We start from the raw sequence: 17,009 nt of genomic DNA, 5'->3' as shown, positions 1-17,009 counted from the left end.
GCCCGACGCCGACGGGCCCACGCCCGACGAGCGCCGCGCTGCCGACAGCATCGCTGCCGGCCTCGCGGCCGACCCCAGCTTCACCGGCGTCGATGCTCGGTGCATCGCCCGCGAGCTGGTCATGGACAAGGGCGTCGTCGAGCTCCAGGAGCAAGGTGTGCTCGACGAGGACCTTCAGTTCATCGGCGACACCAACCCGGCAGTCAACGCCGAGCTCTTCACCGACCTCATCACGATCAGCATCGGCTGCGCGTTCGAGACCCTCGACCTCGACATCACCCCGCCGAGCCAGTAAGGGCCAGGACGACCTCTGCTGTCGCGGGCTACCCGTCGGAGACCCGCACCAGCCCGGCGACCGTCGCGACGTACAGCGTCCCGTCGGGGCCGAGGTAGATCGCGGCGTAGTGGTTGTTCCACTGGATGCCCGTGCCGGTGAGCCGGCTCCACGCGACCTTGCCGGTCCTGATGTCGATCGCCGTGACGTACCAGGCGTCGATGAGGTCCTTGCGGACCGGCTTGGTGTAGGCGTAGACGAGGCCGTTGCCGAGCGACGCCTTCGCCACCGACGTCGGCGCGATCACCTGGTTGTTGGTCCACGCGACGCGGCAACCGTTGGCCTGGATGAGGACGCGGGCCAGGCCCGGCGTCGTCGACCGGCCGAGCAGGGTCGCCTGGACGCCGTCGTAGCCGTAGTTGTTCTCGATGATGAGAGAGTTGCCGGCCGCGACGAGGCTGTTCTCGGTCGCGCTGGCGCCGTCGGCGAGCACCGGCACCGTGCAGTGGTGCCGGTTCACGACCTGCTTGCGCCGGTCGTAGACGATCACGTTGGTCCGCGGCTCGGCGTTGTCGGCGATCGCGATCCAGCGGCGGCCGATGAGGGTGGGCGAGGTTCCCGAGCCCTGCGAGAGGGTGCCCGGCTTGAGCTGCGTGCCGCGGTCGTAGGGAATCCGCCAGGTGACCTGCGGCTGGCCGGCTGCGGTCGCGTCGAGCCGGTAGGTCGCGTGGGTGGTGATCGGGTAGACGCCACCGGTCTCGTCCACGGAGATCGAGTTGAAGATGCCCTCCCCGGCCGGGAGCGAGGTCACCTTGACCGCCCCGGTCGCGCGGTCGAGGGTGCCGACCTTGCCCTGCTGGCTGAACCACCAGACCCGGCCCTTCCAGTCGACACCGGTCGCGACCAGGCAGTCGCCCTCCGCGAGGTACGACGCCATCGACCAGTCGCGCTCCCGGGTGAGCGTGCCGTCGGGAGCCACTGAGATCTCGGCGATCTTCAGGTCGACGGTGGTGGCGAACGCGTGGTCGTTCGGGTCGAGGAAGAAGTAGGTGCCGCCGCAGATGTCGGTCAGCGGGTTGGCGCCACTGGTGAGCTCGCGCTGGGACACCTGGAGCTCGTCGACGACGTCGAGGGTCACCGGGTCGATGACCATCATCGTGAAGCCCTCGAGACCGCCGCACAGCCCGACGATCCGGTGCTCGGAGTCGAACGCGATGGTCGCGCACTCACGCACGCCGTAGCTGCGCGAGGTCACCTTCAGGTTCCGGCCGAGCGGTCCGCTGACGGCGTACGCGTCGGTGCTGTAGGCATCGTTGTGCATGCTGCTGGTGCCGTTGGGCGCCAGGTACGGGTGCTGCGGCACGGTCGGCGACGCGAGCGGTCGGGGGGTGACCGCGGCGCCCTCGAACTGCGGGACCAGCAGGTCCGTGGGCAGCGAGGGGATCGGCAGCAGGGGCACCGCCGGGATCGGCGGCAGGCCCGGCAGTGCCGGCGGGGCCGGGTCGTCCGCTGACGCAGGGGTGATCGGACCGGAGAGCAACGCGAGGCCGGCGACAGCAGCGACCACGCGCGCAGCGGGGAGCACGCGCATCCGCGGATTGTAGAACGTGTTCTACCTCCGCGTCACTGGCTCGAACGGGCTAGTCGTCCGTGGCCTAGTCCCGGGGCGGCGTCGTGGTGCCGAGCAGCCAGGCGTCGAAGAACGCCGAGAGCTCCTCACCGGTCGTCGCCTCGATCCACGCGAGGTACTCCTCGCGGTCGGCGTTGCCGTTCTCCTGGTCGGCCGGCCAGCTCCGGATCATGGAGAAGAACGCGTCGTCGCCGATCTGCTGGCGCAGCTCGTGCCACATGAGCGCCGGGCCGTAGTAGATGTTGCCGGCCCCGAAGTTGGTCGGGTCGTAGTCGGCGGGCGGTCCGGCGTAGGCGCGCTCCTGGACCTCGAAGGAAGCCCACTGGTCCATCTTGTCGTCGATGGTGATGCCCTCGTCCTCGGCCTCCCACATGCCCTGGAGGTACATCGCCATGCCTTCGTTCATCCAGACGTCGCTCCAGTCGGAGGGTGTCACCGTGTCGCCGTACCAGTGGTGCGCGAGCTCGTGCACGACGACATTGCGGGAGGTGGCGTAGTCCGTCGCACCGAGGGTCACCATGGTCTGGGTCTCCATGCCGCTCGTGCCGTCGTAGATGAGGATCCCGAAGGTGTCGAACGGGTAGGGCCCGAGGTACTGCTCGAGCCAGTCCATGGCCTCGCCGGCGTACTCGGTCTCACCGATCGCGTCCGGGTCGTCGGTCGGTCCCCAGATGGTGATCGGCACGCCGCGCGCGGAGGTCAGCTCGGTCGCGGTGTAGTCGGCGAACGCCACCGTGACCAGGTACGACGCCGCGGGCTCGGCCAGGTGCCACGTCGTGGTGCGGAGACCGTCGGCGGCCACGTCGCTCGTCAGCTCGCCGTTGGCGATCCCCGTCCACGGCTCCGGGACGGTGAGCGTGAAGTCGTACAGGGCCTTGTCGGCCGGCTGGTCGTTCGCGGCGAACCAGGTGAAGGCACCGTAGGGCTCCTGGATCGTCCACACCTCGTGCTCGGGCGTGACGTGCCAGCCGACGCCCAGCTCGAAGTCGGAGCGCTCGGTCGGGGCCTCGTACGGCTCCGGCGTACCCGAGTAGGTCAGCTCGACGACGTACTCGCCGTCGGCCTCGACCGGGTGCTGGACCACGAGGTCCTTGTCGGTGCGTTCGTAGGTCGCCTCCGCGCCGTCGACGGTGAGTGCGTCGATGGTGAGGACGTCGTCGAAGTCGAGCTGGAAGCGATCCGCGGTGTCGGTCGCGCGGAAGGTCAGCTGCTCGGTCGCCCGGAGCGTGTCGGTCGTCGGGGTCCACGCCAGCGTCAGGTCGTAGTGGAGCGCGTCGACGAGGGGGTCGCCGATCTGGGGATAGACCGAGTCCTCGCGGGTACTGCTGATCGCGACGTCGGTGTCCTCCGGCGTCTCGCTGCCGGGGGAGCCCGGGGGCGTCGCCGAACCGGTCGGCGGGGGAACGGCCGTCTCGGCCGAGCCGCCCTCGGCAGGCTCCGGATCGGGCTCGATCTCGATGCATCCGGTCAGCAAAAGGAGGAGCGCAGCGGCGCCGGCGGCGAAATTTCTGCGAAACACTGCCACATACTCCCCTTTTGCCCGTTCCTCAACACGCAGTCCGCCGTTATCCATATGAGGCACGAGTGGCTAGACCAGCCGTTACGATCCTCACACCGCCCGGTCGCGAGCTCGAAATGAGCGATCGGGACATTCCGTCATAAGGAGTCCTCAGCAATGCGACGTCTTGCCCTTCGGGGTGCGCTCGTGGCCATGGTCACCAGCGTGATCCTGCTCCCGGGCGGTCCGGCTCACGCCGCGCCCGTGGTGCCCGCGAAGGCTGCAGCCGCAGCCCCTCGCCCCACCAACTTCGGCCTGCACGCCATGGGCTACGGCACCGCGATCAAGGGCGGCCAGATCCCGCTCGCTTCCGGCGCCACCGGTTTCGCCCACATCACCTGCACCACGCTGGCCGGCCTCAACCGGTCCAACGGCGTGGCTGGCGTGGACCTCCCGGGCCTCGGTGAGATCGACGCCCTCGACACCAAGGTCGCCACCGTCAAGAAGGGCAAGACGGTCTCGGCCATCTCGCACCACGCCCTGGCGGGCATCACCCTGGTCGAGACCGCGCTCGGCAGCCTGTCCCTCGGTGCGGTCACCTCGACCGCTCGCGTGTGGCACAACGCGACCGGTTTCCACTCCGAGGTCGACACCCAGGTCGCCGGCATCGTGCTGACGCCTCCGGGCATGGACCCGCAGGTCATCGCGGTCCCGACCCCGGGCACCCCGATCGAGATCCCGGGCCTGCTCCGGATCACCCTCGGCGAGACCAAGGTGACCGAGAAGCCGGGCTTCATCTTCGCCCGCGCGCAGGGCCTGCTCGTCGAGATCCTCGCGACCAACACCAAGGTCAAGATCGCGCTCTCGCGTGCTCGCATGACCGACGAGGTCGTCAACTCGATCATGAGCGGCTACGCGGCCGGCCTCAAGGGCAAGGTCCTCAACGTCGGCGACGACACCATCGTCACCGTCGGCCGGACCCCCGTCCGCGAGCTCCCCTGTGAGGGCACCAACGGCGAGATCAAGGAGACCAAGACGGTCGACCTCGACATCCCGTCGGCGCTCGCCGTCGGCGCTGCGCAGGCCAAGGTCTTCGGTGTCCAGGCCGGTCGTCGCCGGGCCCGCGCGTGGGCCGAGGGCTCGATCGCGACGGTCAACCTCGGTGCCGGTGCACTCGTCATCGACGGCATCGTGGCTCGCGCCAACGTCATCCGACGTCCAGGCAAGCTGATCCGCAACAGCAACGGGACGAAGTTCATCACCATCACCGCCAACGGTGAGCCACAGGAGATCCCCGACACCGGGACGATCGAGATCCCCGGCCTCGCCAAGATCGAGTTCGGCGTCGAGACGCTGTTCCGTGGTGGCATCGAGGTGATCGCCCTGCGCATCACGCTGCTCGACGGCACCGGTGCTGTCATCGACCTCGGCGTCGCGCGCGCCCAGGTCAAGAAGGCGATCGTCTGACCTGAGGTCAGGGCTCGCTGAGCTGAACGACACGGAGGCCGCTCCCCGCGAGGGGGGGCGGCCTTCGTCGTTCCCGGAGCCGGCGTCTCGGCGGGCGGGCACGACTTCCGGGTCGCTTGACCTGATCGGACCGTCGCCTCCAGGCTGGTGCGTCGTTGAGAGTGTGGCGGCGGTCACCACGACCGCCGCGGAGAGAGACGGGGTCGGCGTGGAGCGCAAGCAGTCGGTGCGGATCGGACTGTCGTTGGTGGCGGCCGCGGCAGTGGTCGCGACGGCACTCTCGGTGCCCAACGGGGGTGCCAGCGGCGCCGTCGACCTGGCGGCCGCGTCCGAGCGCGACAAGAGCGCGCTCGGCCTGCCCCACACCGACCCGCCGGGCACGCCACCTCACCGTCACGACGACCCGCGCACCAAGAACGCGATCTCGCGCGCCGGGTTCGAGGAGGGGACCGCCGACCCCACCACCGCCGCGGAGCGGACTGCCGCGACGGCGTACGTCGAGCGCGAGCGCGCCCTCCCCGACCCCAGGCTGGTCCCGATCTCCGCCTACCCGTCGCGCACCGACGTGCCTGCGACCCGCTACGCGATGGCCGGCGCCTGCTACACCCTCCAGGCCCCGTCGGGCGCCTACGCCGTGACCGGGGGGACCGACGACACCTCGGTCGCGCTCGCCGCCGTGCCGGCGAGCGAGGCCGCGGCCTTCTACTTCAAGGCGACCCGGCTCGGGGGCTACCTGCTCCACACGGCCGCGGGTGTGCTCGCGAGCGACGGGCAGGTGGAGATCGTCGCCGAGCCGAGCCCCGACGCCGACTGGACCGTGCTGCGCGGCAGCACCGGCCGTTTCGTGTTCCAGACCGTCGGCGGCGATCGGCTGACCGCGTCCGGCACCGACCTCGTCGCCGGGGCACGGTCCTCCGGCTTCCGGCTCCGGGTGGCGACCGGCGAGTGTGCCGACTACCCCGAGGCCGACATCAACATCGAGGGCGACCCGCACGGCGGGGTGACGTCGTACCAGGAGGTGCGGGGCTACGTCGACGCTCACACCCACGGGATGGCCTTCGAGTTCCTGGGGGGCAAGGTGCACTGCGGGCGGCCGTGGCACGCCTACGGCGCGCCGTACGCGCTGGTCGACTGCCCCGACCACACGCTCACCCAGGGCAACGGTGCGATCCTGGAGTCGTTCCTGTCCGGCGAGACGTCCCACGACCCGGTCGGATGGCCGACCTTCAAGGACTGGCCGGCACCGCACTCGCTCACCCACGAGGGCACCTACTACCGCTGGCTCGAGCGCGCCTGGCGCGGCGGCCAGCGGCTGTTCGTCAACCTCCTCGTCGAGAACAACAAGCTGTGCCAGCTCTATCCGCTGAAGAAGAACTCCTGCGACGACATGGACTCGATCCGGTTGCAGGCCCGCGACATGTACGAGTTCCAGGACTACGTGGACGCGCAGTTCGGCGGTCCCGGCAAGGGCTTCTACCGGATCGTGAAGACGCCGTTCGAGGCGCGCCAGGTCATCAACGCGGGCAAGCTGGCCGTGGTCATGGGCATCGAGACCAGCATCCCGTTCGGGTGCACGTTCAAGGAGGTGCTCGGCAAGGACCAGCCCGCCTGCGACGAGGCCGAGATCGACGCCAACCTCGACGAGATGGAGGCGCTCGGCGTCCGGCAGATGGAGCTGGTCAACAAGTTCGACAACGCGCTCTCCGGCGTCGCCGGCGACTCCGGCGAGATCGGCGTCCTCGTGAACTCGGCGAACTTCCTCGAGACGGCGTCGTTCTGGCAGATGGAGCACTGCGAGCCGGCGGACGGCGAGAGCGCCGACAACCCGCAGACCGTGCTGCCGACGCTGCCCGAGCAGGACGCCATCTTCGGGGCGATCTTCTCCCTCTTCGGTGACGCGATCCAGCTCCCGCAGCTGCCCGTCTACGGGCCCCCGGCGCACTGCAACAAGCGCGGACTCACCGACCTCGGCGAGCACCTCATCCGCGCCCTGGCCGAGCGGCACATGATCTTCGACCCGGACCACATGAGCGTGAAGGCGCGGCAGTCCTCGATGGACCTCATCGAGGAGCTCGACTACCCGGGCGTCCTCTCCAGCCACTCGTGGTCGACCCCCGACACCTACCCGCGGATCTACCGGGCCGGCGGGTTCATCACGCCGTACGCCGGCGACTCCACCGGGTTCGTCGACAAGTGGCGCCGGCACGTCGAGTGGGCCGACCCGCGCTACTACTGGGGCATCGGCTTCGGCGCCGACATCAACGGCCTCGGTGCGCAGGGCGACCCGCGCGGTGCCGACGTCCCCAACCCGGTGACCTACCCGTTCAACGGCATCAACGGGGTCCAGGTGGACAAGCAGCAGGCCGGCGAGCGGGTCTGGGACATCAACGTGGACGGCGTCGCCCAGTACGGCCTCTACCCGGACTGGGTGCAGGACCTCGGGATGGTCGCCGACACCCAGCGGGCCGGCGACGGCGCCGCGATCCGCGACGACATGGCGCGCGGCACCGAGGCCTACCTGCAGATGTGGGAGCGGGCGCTCGGCATCGCCGCCGACTCGTGCCGCAACCCCGGTCTGCGCAAGAACGTCAGCACGGTGCAGCAGCTGGTCCAGCCCGGCCTCACCACCACCCAGGTGATGCGCCGCGTCGGCCAGCCCTACCGCCGGATCGGCCAGACCTTCGGGGTGTGCGCCAAGACCGCCGCGAACCCGCGGGTCATGGTCACCATCGTGTTCGACAAGACGGGACGGGTCCTCCGGGTGCAGACTCCGTAGTCCCAGGCAACCGGAGAGTGAGGAGTCGGCGATGAAGGTACGGCGCGCGAGTGCTGGCGCAGCGATCGTGGCGGTGCTGACGGGTGGTCTCGGTACCGCGACGGCGGAGGCCGGCCCGGCCGAACGGGGCGCGCCCACCTGCTACGGCGAGATCGTCACCATCGTCTGGAACGACGGCGCGGTGGCGACCGAGGGTGCTGACGTGATCCTCGGGACGGACGGTGACGACGTCATCTACGGCCTCGGCGGGCAGGACCTGGTCTGCGCCGAGGGCGGCGAGGACTACGTCTACGGCGGCGAGGCCGGCGACCAGGTCCACGGCGGTGACGGACCGGACTGGATCTACGGCGACGGCGGCAACGACAACCTCCAGGGCGTCTTCGGCGACGACCACCTCTATGGCGGCGTCGGTCGTGACCTGGTCAACGGCAACAACGGGGGCGACTACGTCCTCGGTGGCGGCGGCCTCGACAGCGTGTTCGGCGGCCCCGGCGCGGACGACGTCCAGGGCGGTGGTGGCGGCGACCAGGTCAACGGTCAGCACGGCAACGACCAGGTCCGCGGCGACGGGGGCGACGACCTGCTCATCGGCGGACCGGAGACCGACAGCTGCTTCGGTGGCGCCGGCCAGGACGAGGCGCGGACCTGCGAGGCGACCGGCGGCGTACCGCGCCTGCGCTGATCGTCGCCCCGGAGTGAGGCGATCCTCACTCCGAAGCACAGGTTACTTGCCGGTAAGATCCAGCACCTGGGCGCCGAGCCCCGGTTCTGACGCGCACGTGCGGGATTCCGTAGTCTGAGCCCGATTTCCCCGGACCATTGGAGTGACCAACGTTGAACGCGACGACGACGCTCATCATCGGACTGATCCTCAACGCGGTCATCCTGCCGCTGGCGGCGAAGCGAGTGCTCTTCCTCTACCGCCTGATCTCGCACGGCCAGCCCGCGCCGGACCGCATGGAGAACATCACCAAGCGGACCGCCGGCGCGATCGGCAGCCAGCTGCGTGAGGTGCTCGGTCAGCGCCGCCTGCTGAAGTGGACGATCCCGGGTGTCGCGCACTCGTTCGTCATGTACGCGTTCCTCATCCTGGGGACCGTCTACGTCGAGGCGTACGGGGTCCTGCTGTCGCGCAACGCGGAGTGGGCCATCCCGATCGTCGGCCACTGGGACATCATCGGCTTCGGCCAGGACCTGATCGGCGTCCTGTGCCTCGTCGGCCTGGTGCTCTTCTACTTCATCCGGATGCGCAACCAGCCGGCCAAGATGGGCCGCAAGTCGCGGTTCTCCGGCTCCCACCTCGGTGGCGCGTACCTCGTCCTCTTCATGATCTTCAACGTCATCTGGACGATGTTCCTGTTCCGCGGTGCCGCCGCGGCCGCGGGCAACCTGCCCTACGGCGACGGCGCGTTCGCCTCGCACGCGGTCGGCAACCTGCTCGACGGCCTGAGCCACGACACCCTCGAGATCGTCGAGCACGTCGGCCTGCTGCTCCACATCGGCATCATGCTCGTGTTCCTCATCGACGTGCTCCACTCCAAGCACCTCCACATCTTCGTGGCGCCGCTCAACGTCATGTTCAAGCGGCCCGACGCCATTGAGCGTGAAGACGGCAAGACGGTCGCCCTCGGCAAGGTCAAGCCGATGATGAACGACGGCAAGCCGGTCACCCTCGACGACGTCGACGACCTCGACGAGGACGCCACCCTCGGCATCGGCAACATCAACGACTTCTCGTGGAAGGGCGTGCTCGACTTCGCGTCCTGCACCGAGTGTGGACGCTGCCAGTCGCAGTGCCCGGCCTGGAACACCGAGAAGCCGCTCTCGCCGAAGATGCTCATCATGAACCTCCGCGACCACGCGTTCGCGGCGGCGCCGTACAACCTGGCCCCGGAGGACAAGCGCGCCGGGCTCGACCCGGCCGTGATCGCCGAGGCCGAGCGCCCGCTCGTCGGTGAGACCGAGGGTCTGGCCTGGCACCCCGAGGGCGGCGCCATCATCGACACCGACGTCCTCTGGTCCTGCACCAACTGTGGCGCCTGCGTCAACCAGTGCCCGGTGGACATCGAGCACGTCGACCACATCACCGACATGCGCCGCTACCAGGTGCTCGTCGAGTCGAACTTCCCCTCCGAGCTCAACGGCCTGTTCCGTGGCATGGAGAACAACGGCAACCCGTGGAACATGTCGCCCAAGGGCCGCATGGACTGGGCCAAGGACCTCCCCTTCGACGTCAAGGTCGTCGGCGAGACGATCGAGTCGCTCGACGAGGTCGACTGGCTGTTCTGGGTCGGCTGCGCCGGCGCCTACGAGGACCGCGCCAAGAAGACGACCCGTGCGGTCGCCGAGCTGCTCGACATGGCCGGGGTCTCCTTCGGTGTCCTCGGCAACGGCGAGACCTGCACCGGTGACTCCGCGCGTCGTGCGGGCAACGAGTTCGTGTTCCAGGGCCTGGCCCAGCAGAACATCGAGACGCTGACCGAGGCCAAGGCCAAGCAGGTCGTCTCGACGTGCCCGCACTGCATGAACACGCTCAAGAACGAGTATCGCGACCTCGGCATCGAGCTCGACGTCATCCACCACACGCAGCTGCTCAACCGCCTCGTGCGCGAGGGCAAGCTGACCCCGGTCAAGACCGGCGAAGGTGCGCACCAGCGCAAGATCACCTACCACGACCCGTGCTTCCTGGGTCGCCACAACCAGGTCTACACCCCGCCGCGGGACCTGCTCCAGATCATGCCGGGCGCCGAGGTCAAGGAGATGGAGCGCTCGGGCGAGCGGTCCTTCTGCTGTGGCGCCGGTGGTGCCCGCATGTGGATGGAAGAGACCATCGGCGAGCGGATCAACGTCAACCGCACCAACGAGGCCGTGGCCACCGGTGCCGACCAGATCGCCGTCGGCTGCCCGTTCTGCCGCGTCATGCTGGCCGACGGCCTGACCGAGGCCCAGGACAACGGGTCGGCCCGTGCCGAGGTCGAGGTCCTCGACGTCGCGCAGATGCTGCTCGCGTCGGTCAAGGGCGAGGTCGCGACCAAGCTCAAGCCGGGCGAGGGTGCGAAGGCCGCGGCCGCCAAGAAGGCCGCGCCGGCCGAGGAGGCCGCGCCGGCCGCCGAGGCCCCGGCCGCGAAGGCGGAGACCGGTTCGTCGTTGTTCGGTGACGCTGACGAGGCGCCCGCCGCCAAGGCCGCTCCGGCCGGTGGCTCGCTCTTCGACGAGGCTCCCGCTGCCGCGGAGAAGGCGGAGGCGGCCAAGCCTGCTACGTCGGGTGGCTCCCTGTTCGACGCCGCCGACTCGGCTCCGGCCGCCCCGGCTGCGAAGGCAGAGCCCGCGAAGACGGAGGAAAAGCCCGCGGAGGCTGCTCCCGCGTCGAGCGGATCGCTCTTCGACACCGGCGGGTCGCTGTTCGACGCCGCCGACGCGGCAGCCGCTCCCGCGGCCGCGAAGCCGGCCGAGCCCGCGAAGGCGGACGAGCCCGCGAAGGCCGCTCCGGCGAAGACTGCGTCGCCGGCGAAGNGCTCCGGCGAAGACTGCGTCGCCGGCGAAGCCCGCTGCCGAGGCCGACCTGAGCGGCAGCCTCTTCGACATCCCCGCCGCCGCCGAGCCGGCCCCGGCCGCTGCCCCGGCTGCAGCCGAGGAGCCTGCTGCGGAGGAGCCTGCTGCGGAGGAGCCTGCCGCGGAGGAGCCTGCTGCGGAGGAGCCTGCTGCGGAGGAGCCTGCTGCGGAGGAGCCTGCCGCGGAGGAGCCTGCTGCGGAGGAGCCTGCTGCGGAGGAGCCTGCTGCGGAGGAGCCGAAGGCCGAGGAGAAGCCGAAGCCCGCGTCCTCGGGTGAGACCAACACCCCGCGCACGGACGCGAACATCAACGAGGCCGGTTCGCTCTTCGACCTCTGAGCCACACGTCGAATCCGGACCTTCCTGAGTCGAATCCGGACCTTCCTGAGTCGAATCCGGAGATACCTGACGAAACGTGCCGTTTCGATCCAGGTATCTCCGGATTCGCGGTTGGGGAGGGAGGCGCGAACGTTGTGCGGTCCGGTAGGAATGGGCGCGTGGACGAGATCGCGCAGCTTGCCGAGGAGTACCAGCAGTTCCGCTACCGCCAGAACCCGGTGTGGGCGCACATGGCGGGGGAGTACTCGGTCGCGGGCACCTACACCGACGTGAGCGCGGCCGGGGAGGAGGCGGCGGTCGCGGAGGCGCGCGGGTTCGCTGCCCGGGCCGAGGCGATCGCGGTCGAGGGGCTCGACGAGCAGGAGCGGCTCTCCCGGGAGATGCTCGTCTGGGACGCGTCGTCGACGGCTGAGCTGGGTGCCCTCCGCTCGGCGGAGTACGGCGCCAACCCGATCTTCGGCGCCCAGGCGTCGCTCGGGATGTACCTGCCGAAGCTGGGGATCCCCACGCCGGAGGTCGCCGAGGCGATGGTCGACAAGCTCCGCGGGATCGGCACCTACTTCGCCGATCTCGCCGAGCGGCACCGGGAGGGCGTCGCGGGCGGCCGGACGCCGGCGGCGTTCGCCGCGGCGGACACCATCCAGCAGCTCGACGCGTGGCTGACCTCGCCCGTCGCCGAGGACCGGCTGCTGGCCATCGCGCCCACGCCGGAGGGTGTCGACCGGGCAGCGCTGCTCGACCGGATGCGGGACGTCGTCGTCGACGTCGTTCGTCCGGCGCTGGCGACCTACCGGGCCGTCCTGCACGACGAGGTGATGCCGGTCGCGCGCGAGGACGAGCAGGTCGGGCTGCTCCACGTCCCGGGTGGTCACGACGCCTACGCGACCCTGACCCGCTTCTACACGACGACCGACCTGACGCCCGAGGAGATCCACGAGATCGGTCTCGAGCAGGTGGCCTCCCTGGAGCGGGAGTACGCCGAGCTGGGACCCGCGGTCGTCGGCACCGACGACGTGCCGACGATCCTCGCGGCGCTCCGGGACGACCCGGCGCTGCACCACACCGACGGTGACGAGATCGTCGCGGCGTCGGTAGCCGCGATGGCCAAGGCCCGCGGCGTCATGGGCGACTGGTTCGGCCGGCTGCCGCAGTCGGACTGCGAGGTGGAGCCGACGACCAGCGGCGCCATCGCCTACTACTTCCGGCCGGCGATGGACGGCAGCAGGGGCGGCATCTTCTTCATGAACGTCTCGGACCCCGAGGGGTGGGGGCGCTACGAGATCGAGTCGACGTCGTACCACGAGGGCATCCCGGGCCATCACCTCCAGATCGCGATCGCCCAGGAGCTCGAGGACGTGCCGGAGTTCCGCAAGACCGCGTTCGTCACGTCGTACAGCGAGGGGTGGGGGCTCTACACCGAGCGTCTCGCCGATGAGATGGGTCTCTACGGCTCACCGCTGGACCGGATGGGCATGCTGGCCGCCGACTCGATGCGCGCGTGCCGGCTCGTCGTCGACACCGGGATGCACGCGATGGGCTGGACCCGCCAGCAGGCGATCGACTACCTGCTCGCCAACTCCGAGAAGTCCGTCGGCCACGCGACCGCCGAGATCGACCGGTACGCCGTGACGCCCGGCCAGGCGCTGTCCTACATGATCGGTCGGCTGGAGATCCTGCGGATCCGGGAGGCGGCGCAGCAGCGCCAGGGCGACCGCTTCGACATCAAGGCGTTCCACGACGCGGTGCTGGACTCGGGGGCGCTGCCGTTGTCGGTGCTGGCCGACCACGTCGCCCGTCGGCTCACCTGAGGAAGAGCGACTCGATCTTCGCCGCGCGCCACGGCCGACGGCCGCCGCGCACGAAGACCCCGCGCCGGGCGGCGGCGAGCGGACCGACGCGGCCGTAGAGGCTGAGCAGCATCGGCGCGGGCGGCCCGCCGATGACGACGTCAGGTCGCGCGGGGCCGTCGGCAGGGTCGATGAAGCCTCCCTGACCGTCGACGACGTGGAGCATCGTGGCTCGATCGCCGATCCGCCACAGGACGCTGAGGTCGAGTCCCCGGAGGGCAACCGGGTCGAGCGCGCCGTTGGCCACCTGCAGCACGCCGTTGAAGACGAGCTGGGCGTCCCGGTCGTCGATCTCCCACGACCGCCCGGCACTGCGGGCGATGTCGAACCCGTGGACGAGCAGCTCGCCGAGCATGTTCCCGGCACCGCCGTTGCCGTCGATCGTCTGCCGGAAGTGGAACTTGTACGACGCCGCTTGGTCGAGGCCCTCGGAGATCGCGAGCCAGCGCTCGAACTCGGTCCGAACCCCGGAGACCAGCTCGTCGACGGACATCGGTTCGAGCGCGGCGAGCTCCTTGTCGTTCTGCTCGTTGAGCTCGGCCGGGGTCGCGGACAGACCATCCCAGCTGTGCAGGTCGCGGTCGTTGTAGCGGTGCAGCACCGAGAGCACGTGCGCGACCACCTGCTTCGCAGTCCACTCCGAGCCGCGGATTCGGGTCTGCGGGTCGACCTCCTGGGCGAGGGTCGTGAACCGGTGGAGCGCGAGGGTGCCGCGGCGCGTGAGCTCGTCGCGGTCGGTGGAGATGTAGCTCATGGCACTCTCTTTCGCTGTGGTGCAGTTTGCACTCTCGATCTACGGTGTAGATTGCACTGTCATGAGCGAGGCAGTCAAGAGCGAGGACGAAGATTTCACCGAGCTCCCCTCGACCAACGCGCTGGCGGTGCTCGCCCTGCTCGCCACGGTGCCGATGACGGCGTACGGCATCGCGGAGCAGACCGAGCGCGCGCTCGGGTTCTACTGGAGCGTCAGTCGCCGGCTGCTGCTCGGCGAGCCGAAGCGGCTCGCGGCGCGAGGTCTGGTCGAGGAGCTGCCGCCCGAGCCCGGCAGTCGGGCGAAGCGTCGCTGGGGAGCGACCGAGGCGGGTCGGGCCGCGCTGCGTCGCTGGCTCGAGCGCGACGTGGCGCCCACGGAGCTGGCCTCCGAGCTGGGGCTACGGATGATCTTCGCCGACCAGGCCGACGTCGCGTCGCTGCGTCGGCAGTTCCTGGTCCGCCGGTCGCAGATCCTGGAGCAGTCGCGGTGGGGGGTCGAGGTCGCTGACGGGTACGTCCGCGGAGAGGGCCCCTTCCCGCAGCGGCTCCATGTCGTCGCCGCCACGCTGGCGATGCTGTGGGAGCAGGTGACGGGCGAGCTGCGCGCGATCGAGCGCGGCCTGGAGATCATCGACGGCTGGTCCTCGACCACCACCCCTGTGCCTGAGCGCGACCTGGAGCTGATGAGGCAGATGCGGGACCGGATCGGCGAGGAGGTCGCCCGGCTCGAGGAGCTGCAGCGACGGGACGGGGAACCGATCGGCGGGCCGGCCGGTCTCTAGGGTGACCCGAACAGGAGCCCGCCCCACGATGGACTTCACGAGCTACGTCGCCGCCCGCCGCACCCGCCTGGTGCGCACGGCCGTGCTGCTGGGCTGCCCGCAGGCCGACGCCGAGGACCTGGTCCAGACGGCGCTGCTGAAGTGCTACCGCTCGTGGCGACGGGTCGCCCGCGCCGACCACCCCGACGCCTACGTGCACCGGGTCCTGGTCACCACGCTCACCGACGCCCGCGCCCGGCGCTGGAACGGCGAGCTGCCGACCGACACCCTGCCGGACCATGCCGACGACCGGGCCGATCACGCGGACCCGACGGGCGGCATCGCCGTACGTCGGGCCCTCGCGGACCTCTCGGCCGAGCACCGCGAGGTCCTCGTGCTCCGGTTCTATGCGGACCTCTCCGAGCGCGACACCGCGCGTGCGCTCGGCGTCGCCCCCGGCACGGTCAAGTCCCGCACGTCCCGCGCGCTCAGCGCGCTCGCCCCGCTCGTGGAGGCCCCCTGATGTCGACAGAGCCCACTGACGACCACGCCGAGCAGCGCGCCCGCGACCTGCTGGCCCGCGCGGCCGGCACGATCGAGGTCGACCCCTCCGCGTCGATGACCCTGACCGGGCTGCCCGAGCCGCCGCAGCGCCGCTGGCCGGTGCTCGCCGCAGCCGCCGCTGTCGTGGTCGCCATCGGCGGCGGGGTCGTCGTCGCGCAGCAGGTCGGCGGCGAGCCCGCCACGCCGACGGCGGACCCGAGTGTCGCGAGCGACGGTCCGGCCGACGAGCCGAGCCTGCCGGGCGACGACGACCGGCTCCCCAGCCTCATCGGCTACACCGAGGACGAGGCGGTCGCCCTCCTCCAGGAGCGGGGCTACCCGGTGGAGGTGCGGGTCGTGCCCGACGGCTGCAACCTCGAGGGGGTCGTGACCGGCACCCGTCCGGACGCGGGCACGCCCGTGGTGCCAGGTACGTCCGCGGTCACCCTTCGTGTGGTCGGCCGACAGGACGTCATCGACTGCGTGGGGGAGGTGCCCTGGGGCCTGATCTGGACCGCGGTACGCGAGTCGCGTGGCCTCGAGCCCTTGTATGACGAGGCGCCGGAGATCGAGGTCCCGGAGGACGTCGCGTCCGCCGTCGAGGCGATGCTCGCCACACCGTGGCCCGGCGGCGGCGTCGCCGAGGTCGTCGCCCGGTATCCGTATGTCGACGACCTCTGCTGGCCCGACCCCGGGCGTGACTTCGGTGCGCGGTTCTGGGTGGCGGGCCCGGTCGACGGCCAGTTCTGTCCTGCGGTCTCAGCCGTCATCCTGGGCGGCGACGGCGAGCCGTTCACGGTGCGGGTCGACGGCGACCCGCTGCCGGAGCACTCCTACGGAGGCTTGACCGGCACCCAGCAGGCGGCTGCCGAGACCTTCGTCGCGTGGGCGAAGGGCGAAGGGCCGGCGCCGGCGTTCGCGCCGTCGGTGCGGCTGCTGCTCCACGGATCGGAGATGGCGACGATCGAGGACCCGGCGCAACGGGCGTCCTGGATCATGCAGTGCCCTCGCTTCATGTCGGCGCCGTGCCCCCAGGGCGCCGTCGAGGCGTTGCGGGAGTCGGTGGGCGACGTGGCGCTGTCGACGGAGCGGGCGCACGGCTGCGGCGCCCGGCCGGGCCTGTCGCCCGAGGACCTCAAGGCCGCTGCGGCGACCGATCTGGTCCGGATCGACGAGCCCGAGCCGAAGGACTGCTCCGAGCAGTGGTCGGTCGAGCTCTGGATCGACGAGGCGGGTGTCATCTACGCCGCGAACGCGACGGTGCCCCGTTGGTGATCAGCGCGCCTCGTCCGCCCGGTCAGTCCTCGGCGGGGTAGGCGAAGCCGAGCGTGCCGACCTCCCGGTCGTCGGCCGCACATCCGGCGGCGACGTACTGGTCGCCGTCGCTCGTCGCGCACCGCACGAGGGCGACCGTCCCGGGCTGCTCGTCGCTGAACGCGTAGCCGACCAGCCGCCCCGAGGACCCGGTCGCCCCGCACCCGGCGGCGACGAACCGGTCGCCCCCGCCCGTCGTGCACTCCAGCAGGGCGCGCCGGTCCGCCGCCGGCGTCGCGAGCAGGAGCGCCAGCGTC

General features: G+C 70.6%; 13 protein-coding genes. 9 read left to right on the top strand and 4 right to left on the bottom strand.

The genetic code is table 11. The features are described 5' to 3' along the window. A partial coding sequence (locus H0487_RS16940; RefSeq protein ID WP_183095409.1) for a hypothetical protein occupies positions 1–295 on the top strand: 295 nt, incomplete at its 5' end. Positions 296–323: 28 nt separating this feature from the next. On the opposite strand, the gene H0487_RS16935 is transcribed toward H0487_RS16940, so the two are convergent. Next, complete coding sequence (locus H0487_RS16935; RefSeq protein ID WP_183095408.1) at positions 324–1,865, bottom strand: hypothetical protein; 1,542 nt, start codon at positions 1,863–1,865, stop codon at positions 324–326. Positions 1,866–1,929: 64 nt separating this feature from the next. After that, complete coding sequence (locus H0487_RS16930) at positions 1,930–3,429, bottom strand: M1 family metallopeptidase (protein ID WP_183095407.1); 1,500 nt, start codon at positions 3,427–3,429, stop codon at positions 1,930–1,932. A 186-nt stretch (positions 3,430–3,615) separates the two neighbouring features. Between H0487_RS16930 and H0487_RS16925 the strand changes: the two genes are divergently transcribed. From H0487_RS16925 to H0487_RS16905, 5 genes are all read left to right on the top strand, one after another. After that, on the top strand, positions 3,616–4,869 hold the full coding sequence (locus tag H0487_RS16925) for a choice-of-anchor P domain-containing protein (protein WP_183095406.1): 1,254 nt from the start codon (positions 3,616–3,618) through the stop codon (positions 4,867–4,869). A gap of 208 nt (positions 4,870–5,077) precedes the next feature. Beyond that, positions 5,078–7,645: a hypothetical protein gene (locus tag H0487_RS16920; protein ID WP_183095405.1), complete on the top strand. Its 2,568-nt coding sequence runs from the start codon at positions 5,078–5,080 to the stop codon at positions 7,643–7,645. Positions 7,646–7,676: 31 nt separating this feature from the next. Next, positions 7,677–8,327 carry a calcium-binding protein gene (locus H0487_RS16915; RefSeq protein WP_183095404.1) on the top strand — a complete coding sequence of 217 codons (651 nt, stop codon included), beginning with the start codon at positions 7,677–7,679 and terminating at the stop codon, positions 8,325–8,327. 275 nt (positions 8,328–8,602) lie between these two features. Further along, a complete protein-coding gene (locus H0487_RS16910) occupies positions 8,603–11,473 on the top strand; it encodes a (Fe-S)-binding protein (RefSeq protein WP_446685578.1) in 2,871 nt (956 codons plus the stop codon). Positions 11,474–11,692: 219 nt separating this feature from the next. After that, complete coding sequence (locus H0487_RS16905) at positions 11,693–13,342, top strand: DUF885 domain-containing protein (RefSeq protein ID WP_183095403.1); 1,650 nt, start codon at positions 11,693–11,695, stop codon at positions 13,340–13,342. Here H0487_RS16905 and H0487_RS16900 read toward each other — a convergent pair. Beyond that, the gene (locus H0487_RS16900) at positions 13,335–14,135 is read right to left on the bottom strand and encodes a maleylpyruvate isomerase mycothiol-dependent enzyme family protein (protein WP_183095402.1); all 801 of its coding nucleotides are present in this window, start codon (positions 14,133–14,135) and stop codon (positions 13,335–13,337) included. The two genes, H0487_RS16905 and H0487_RS16900, sit on opposite strands and share 8 nt — an antisense overlap. Before the next feature lie 61 nt (positions 14,136–14,196). On the opposite strand from H0487_RS16900, the gene H0487_RS16895 reads away from it, so the two are divergent. The 3 genes from H0487_RS16895 to H0487_RS16885 are packed head-to-tail and all read left to right on the top strand — an operon-like array spanning position 14,197 to position 16,713. Next, positions 14,197–14,916 carry a PadR family transcriptional regulator gene (locus H0487_RS16895; RefSeq protein WP_183095401.1) on the top strand — a complete coding sequence of 240 codons (720 nt, stop codon included), beginning with the start codon at positions 14,197–14,199 and terminating at the stop codon, positions 14,914–14,916. Between the two features lie 28 nt (positions 14,917–14,944). Next, a complete protein-coding gene (locus H0487_RS16890) occupies positions 14,945–15,418 on the top strand; it encodes a SigE family RNA polymerase sigma factor (protein WP_183095400.1) in 474 nt (157 codons plus the stop codon). Continuing rightward, positions 15,418–16,713 (top strand): PASTA domain-containing protein, encoded by a 1,296-nt coding sequence (locus H0487_RS16885; protein ID WP_183095399.1) that lies wholly within the window; start codon positions 15,418–15,420, stop codon positions 16,711–16,713. The genes H0487_RS16890 and H0487_RS16885 overlap by 1 nt, the downstream gene beginning before the upstream one ends. Positions 16,714–16,735: 22 nt before the next feature. Here H0487_RS16885 and H0487_RS16880 read toward each other — a convergent pair. Then, the coding region (locus H0487_RS16880; RefSeq protein WP_183095398.1) for a hypothetical protein at positions 16,736–17,009 on the bottom strand (274 nt) is incomplete at its 5' end.

Source organism: Nocardioides stalactiti (genome assembly GCF_014180715.1).
Taxonomy (GTDB): Bacteria; Actinomycetota; Actinomycetes; order Propionibacteriales; family Nocardioidaceae; genus Nocardioides; species Nocardioides stalactiti.
Note: the sequence above shows the minus strand (reverse complement) of the source record. Positions and strands in the feature narration are given on the sequence as shown.

Coding starts and splice junctions, on each gene's coding strand:
- H0487_RS16935 (WP_183095408.1), bottom strand. CDS start 1,865: ATGCGCGTGCTCCCCGCTGCGCGCGTGGTCGCTGCTGTCGCCGGCCTC.
- H0487_RS16925 (WP_183095406.1), top strand. CDS start 3,616: ATGGTCACCAGCGTGATCCTGCTCCCGGGCGGTCCGGCTCACGCCGCG.
- H0487_RS16915 (WP_183095404.1), top strand. CDS start 7,677: ATGAAGGTACGGCGCGCGAGTGCTGGCGCAGCGATCGTGGCGGTGCTG.
- H0487_RS16900 (WP_183095402.1), bottom strand. CDS start 14,135: ATGAGCTACATCTCCACCGACCGCGACGAGCTCACGCGCCGCGGCACC.
- H0487_RS16895 (WP_183095401.1), top strand. CDS start 14,197: ATGAGCGAGGCAGTCAAGAGCGAGGACGAAGATTTCACCGAGCTCCCC.
- H0487_RS16890 (WP_183095400.1), top strand. CDS start 14,945: ATGGACTTCACGAGCTACGTCGCCGCCCGCCGCACCCGCCTGGTGCGC.
- H0487_RS16885 (WP_183095399.1), top strand. CDS start 15,418: ATGTCGACAGAGCCCACTGACGACCACGCCGAGCAGCGCGCCCGCGAC.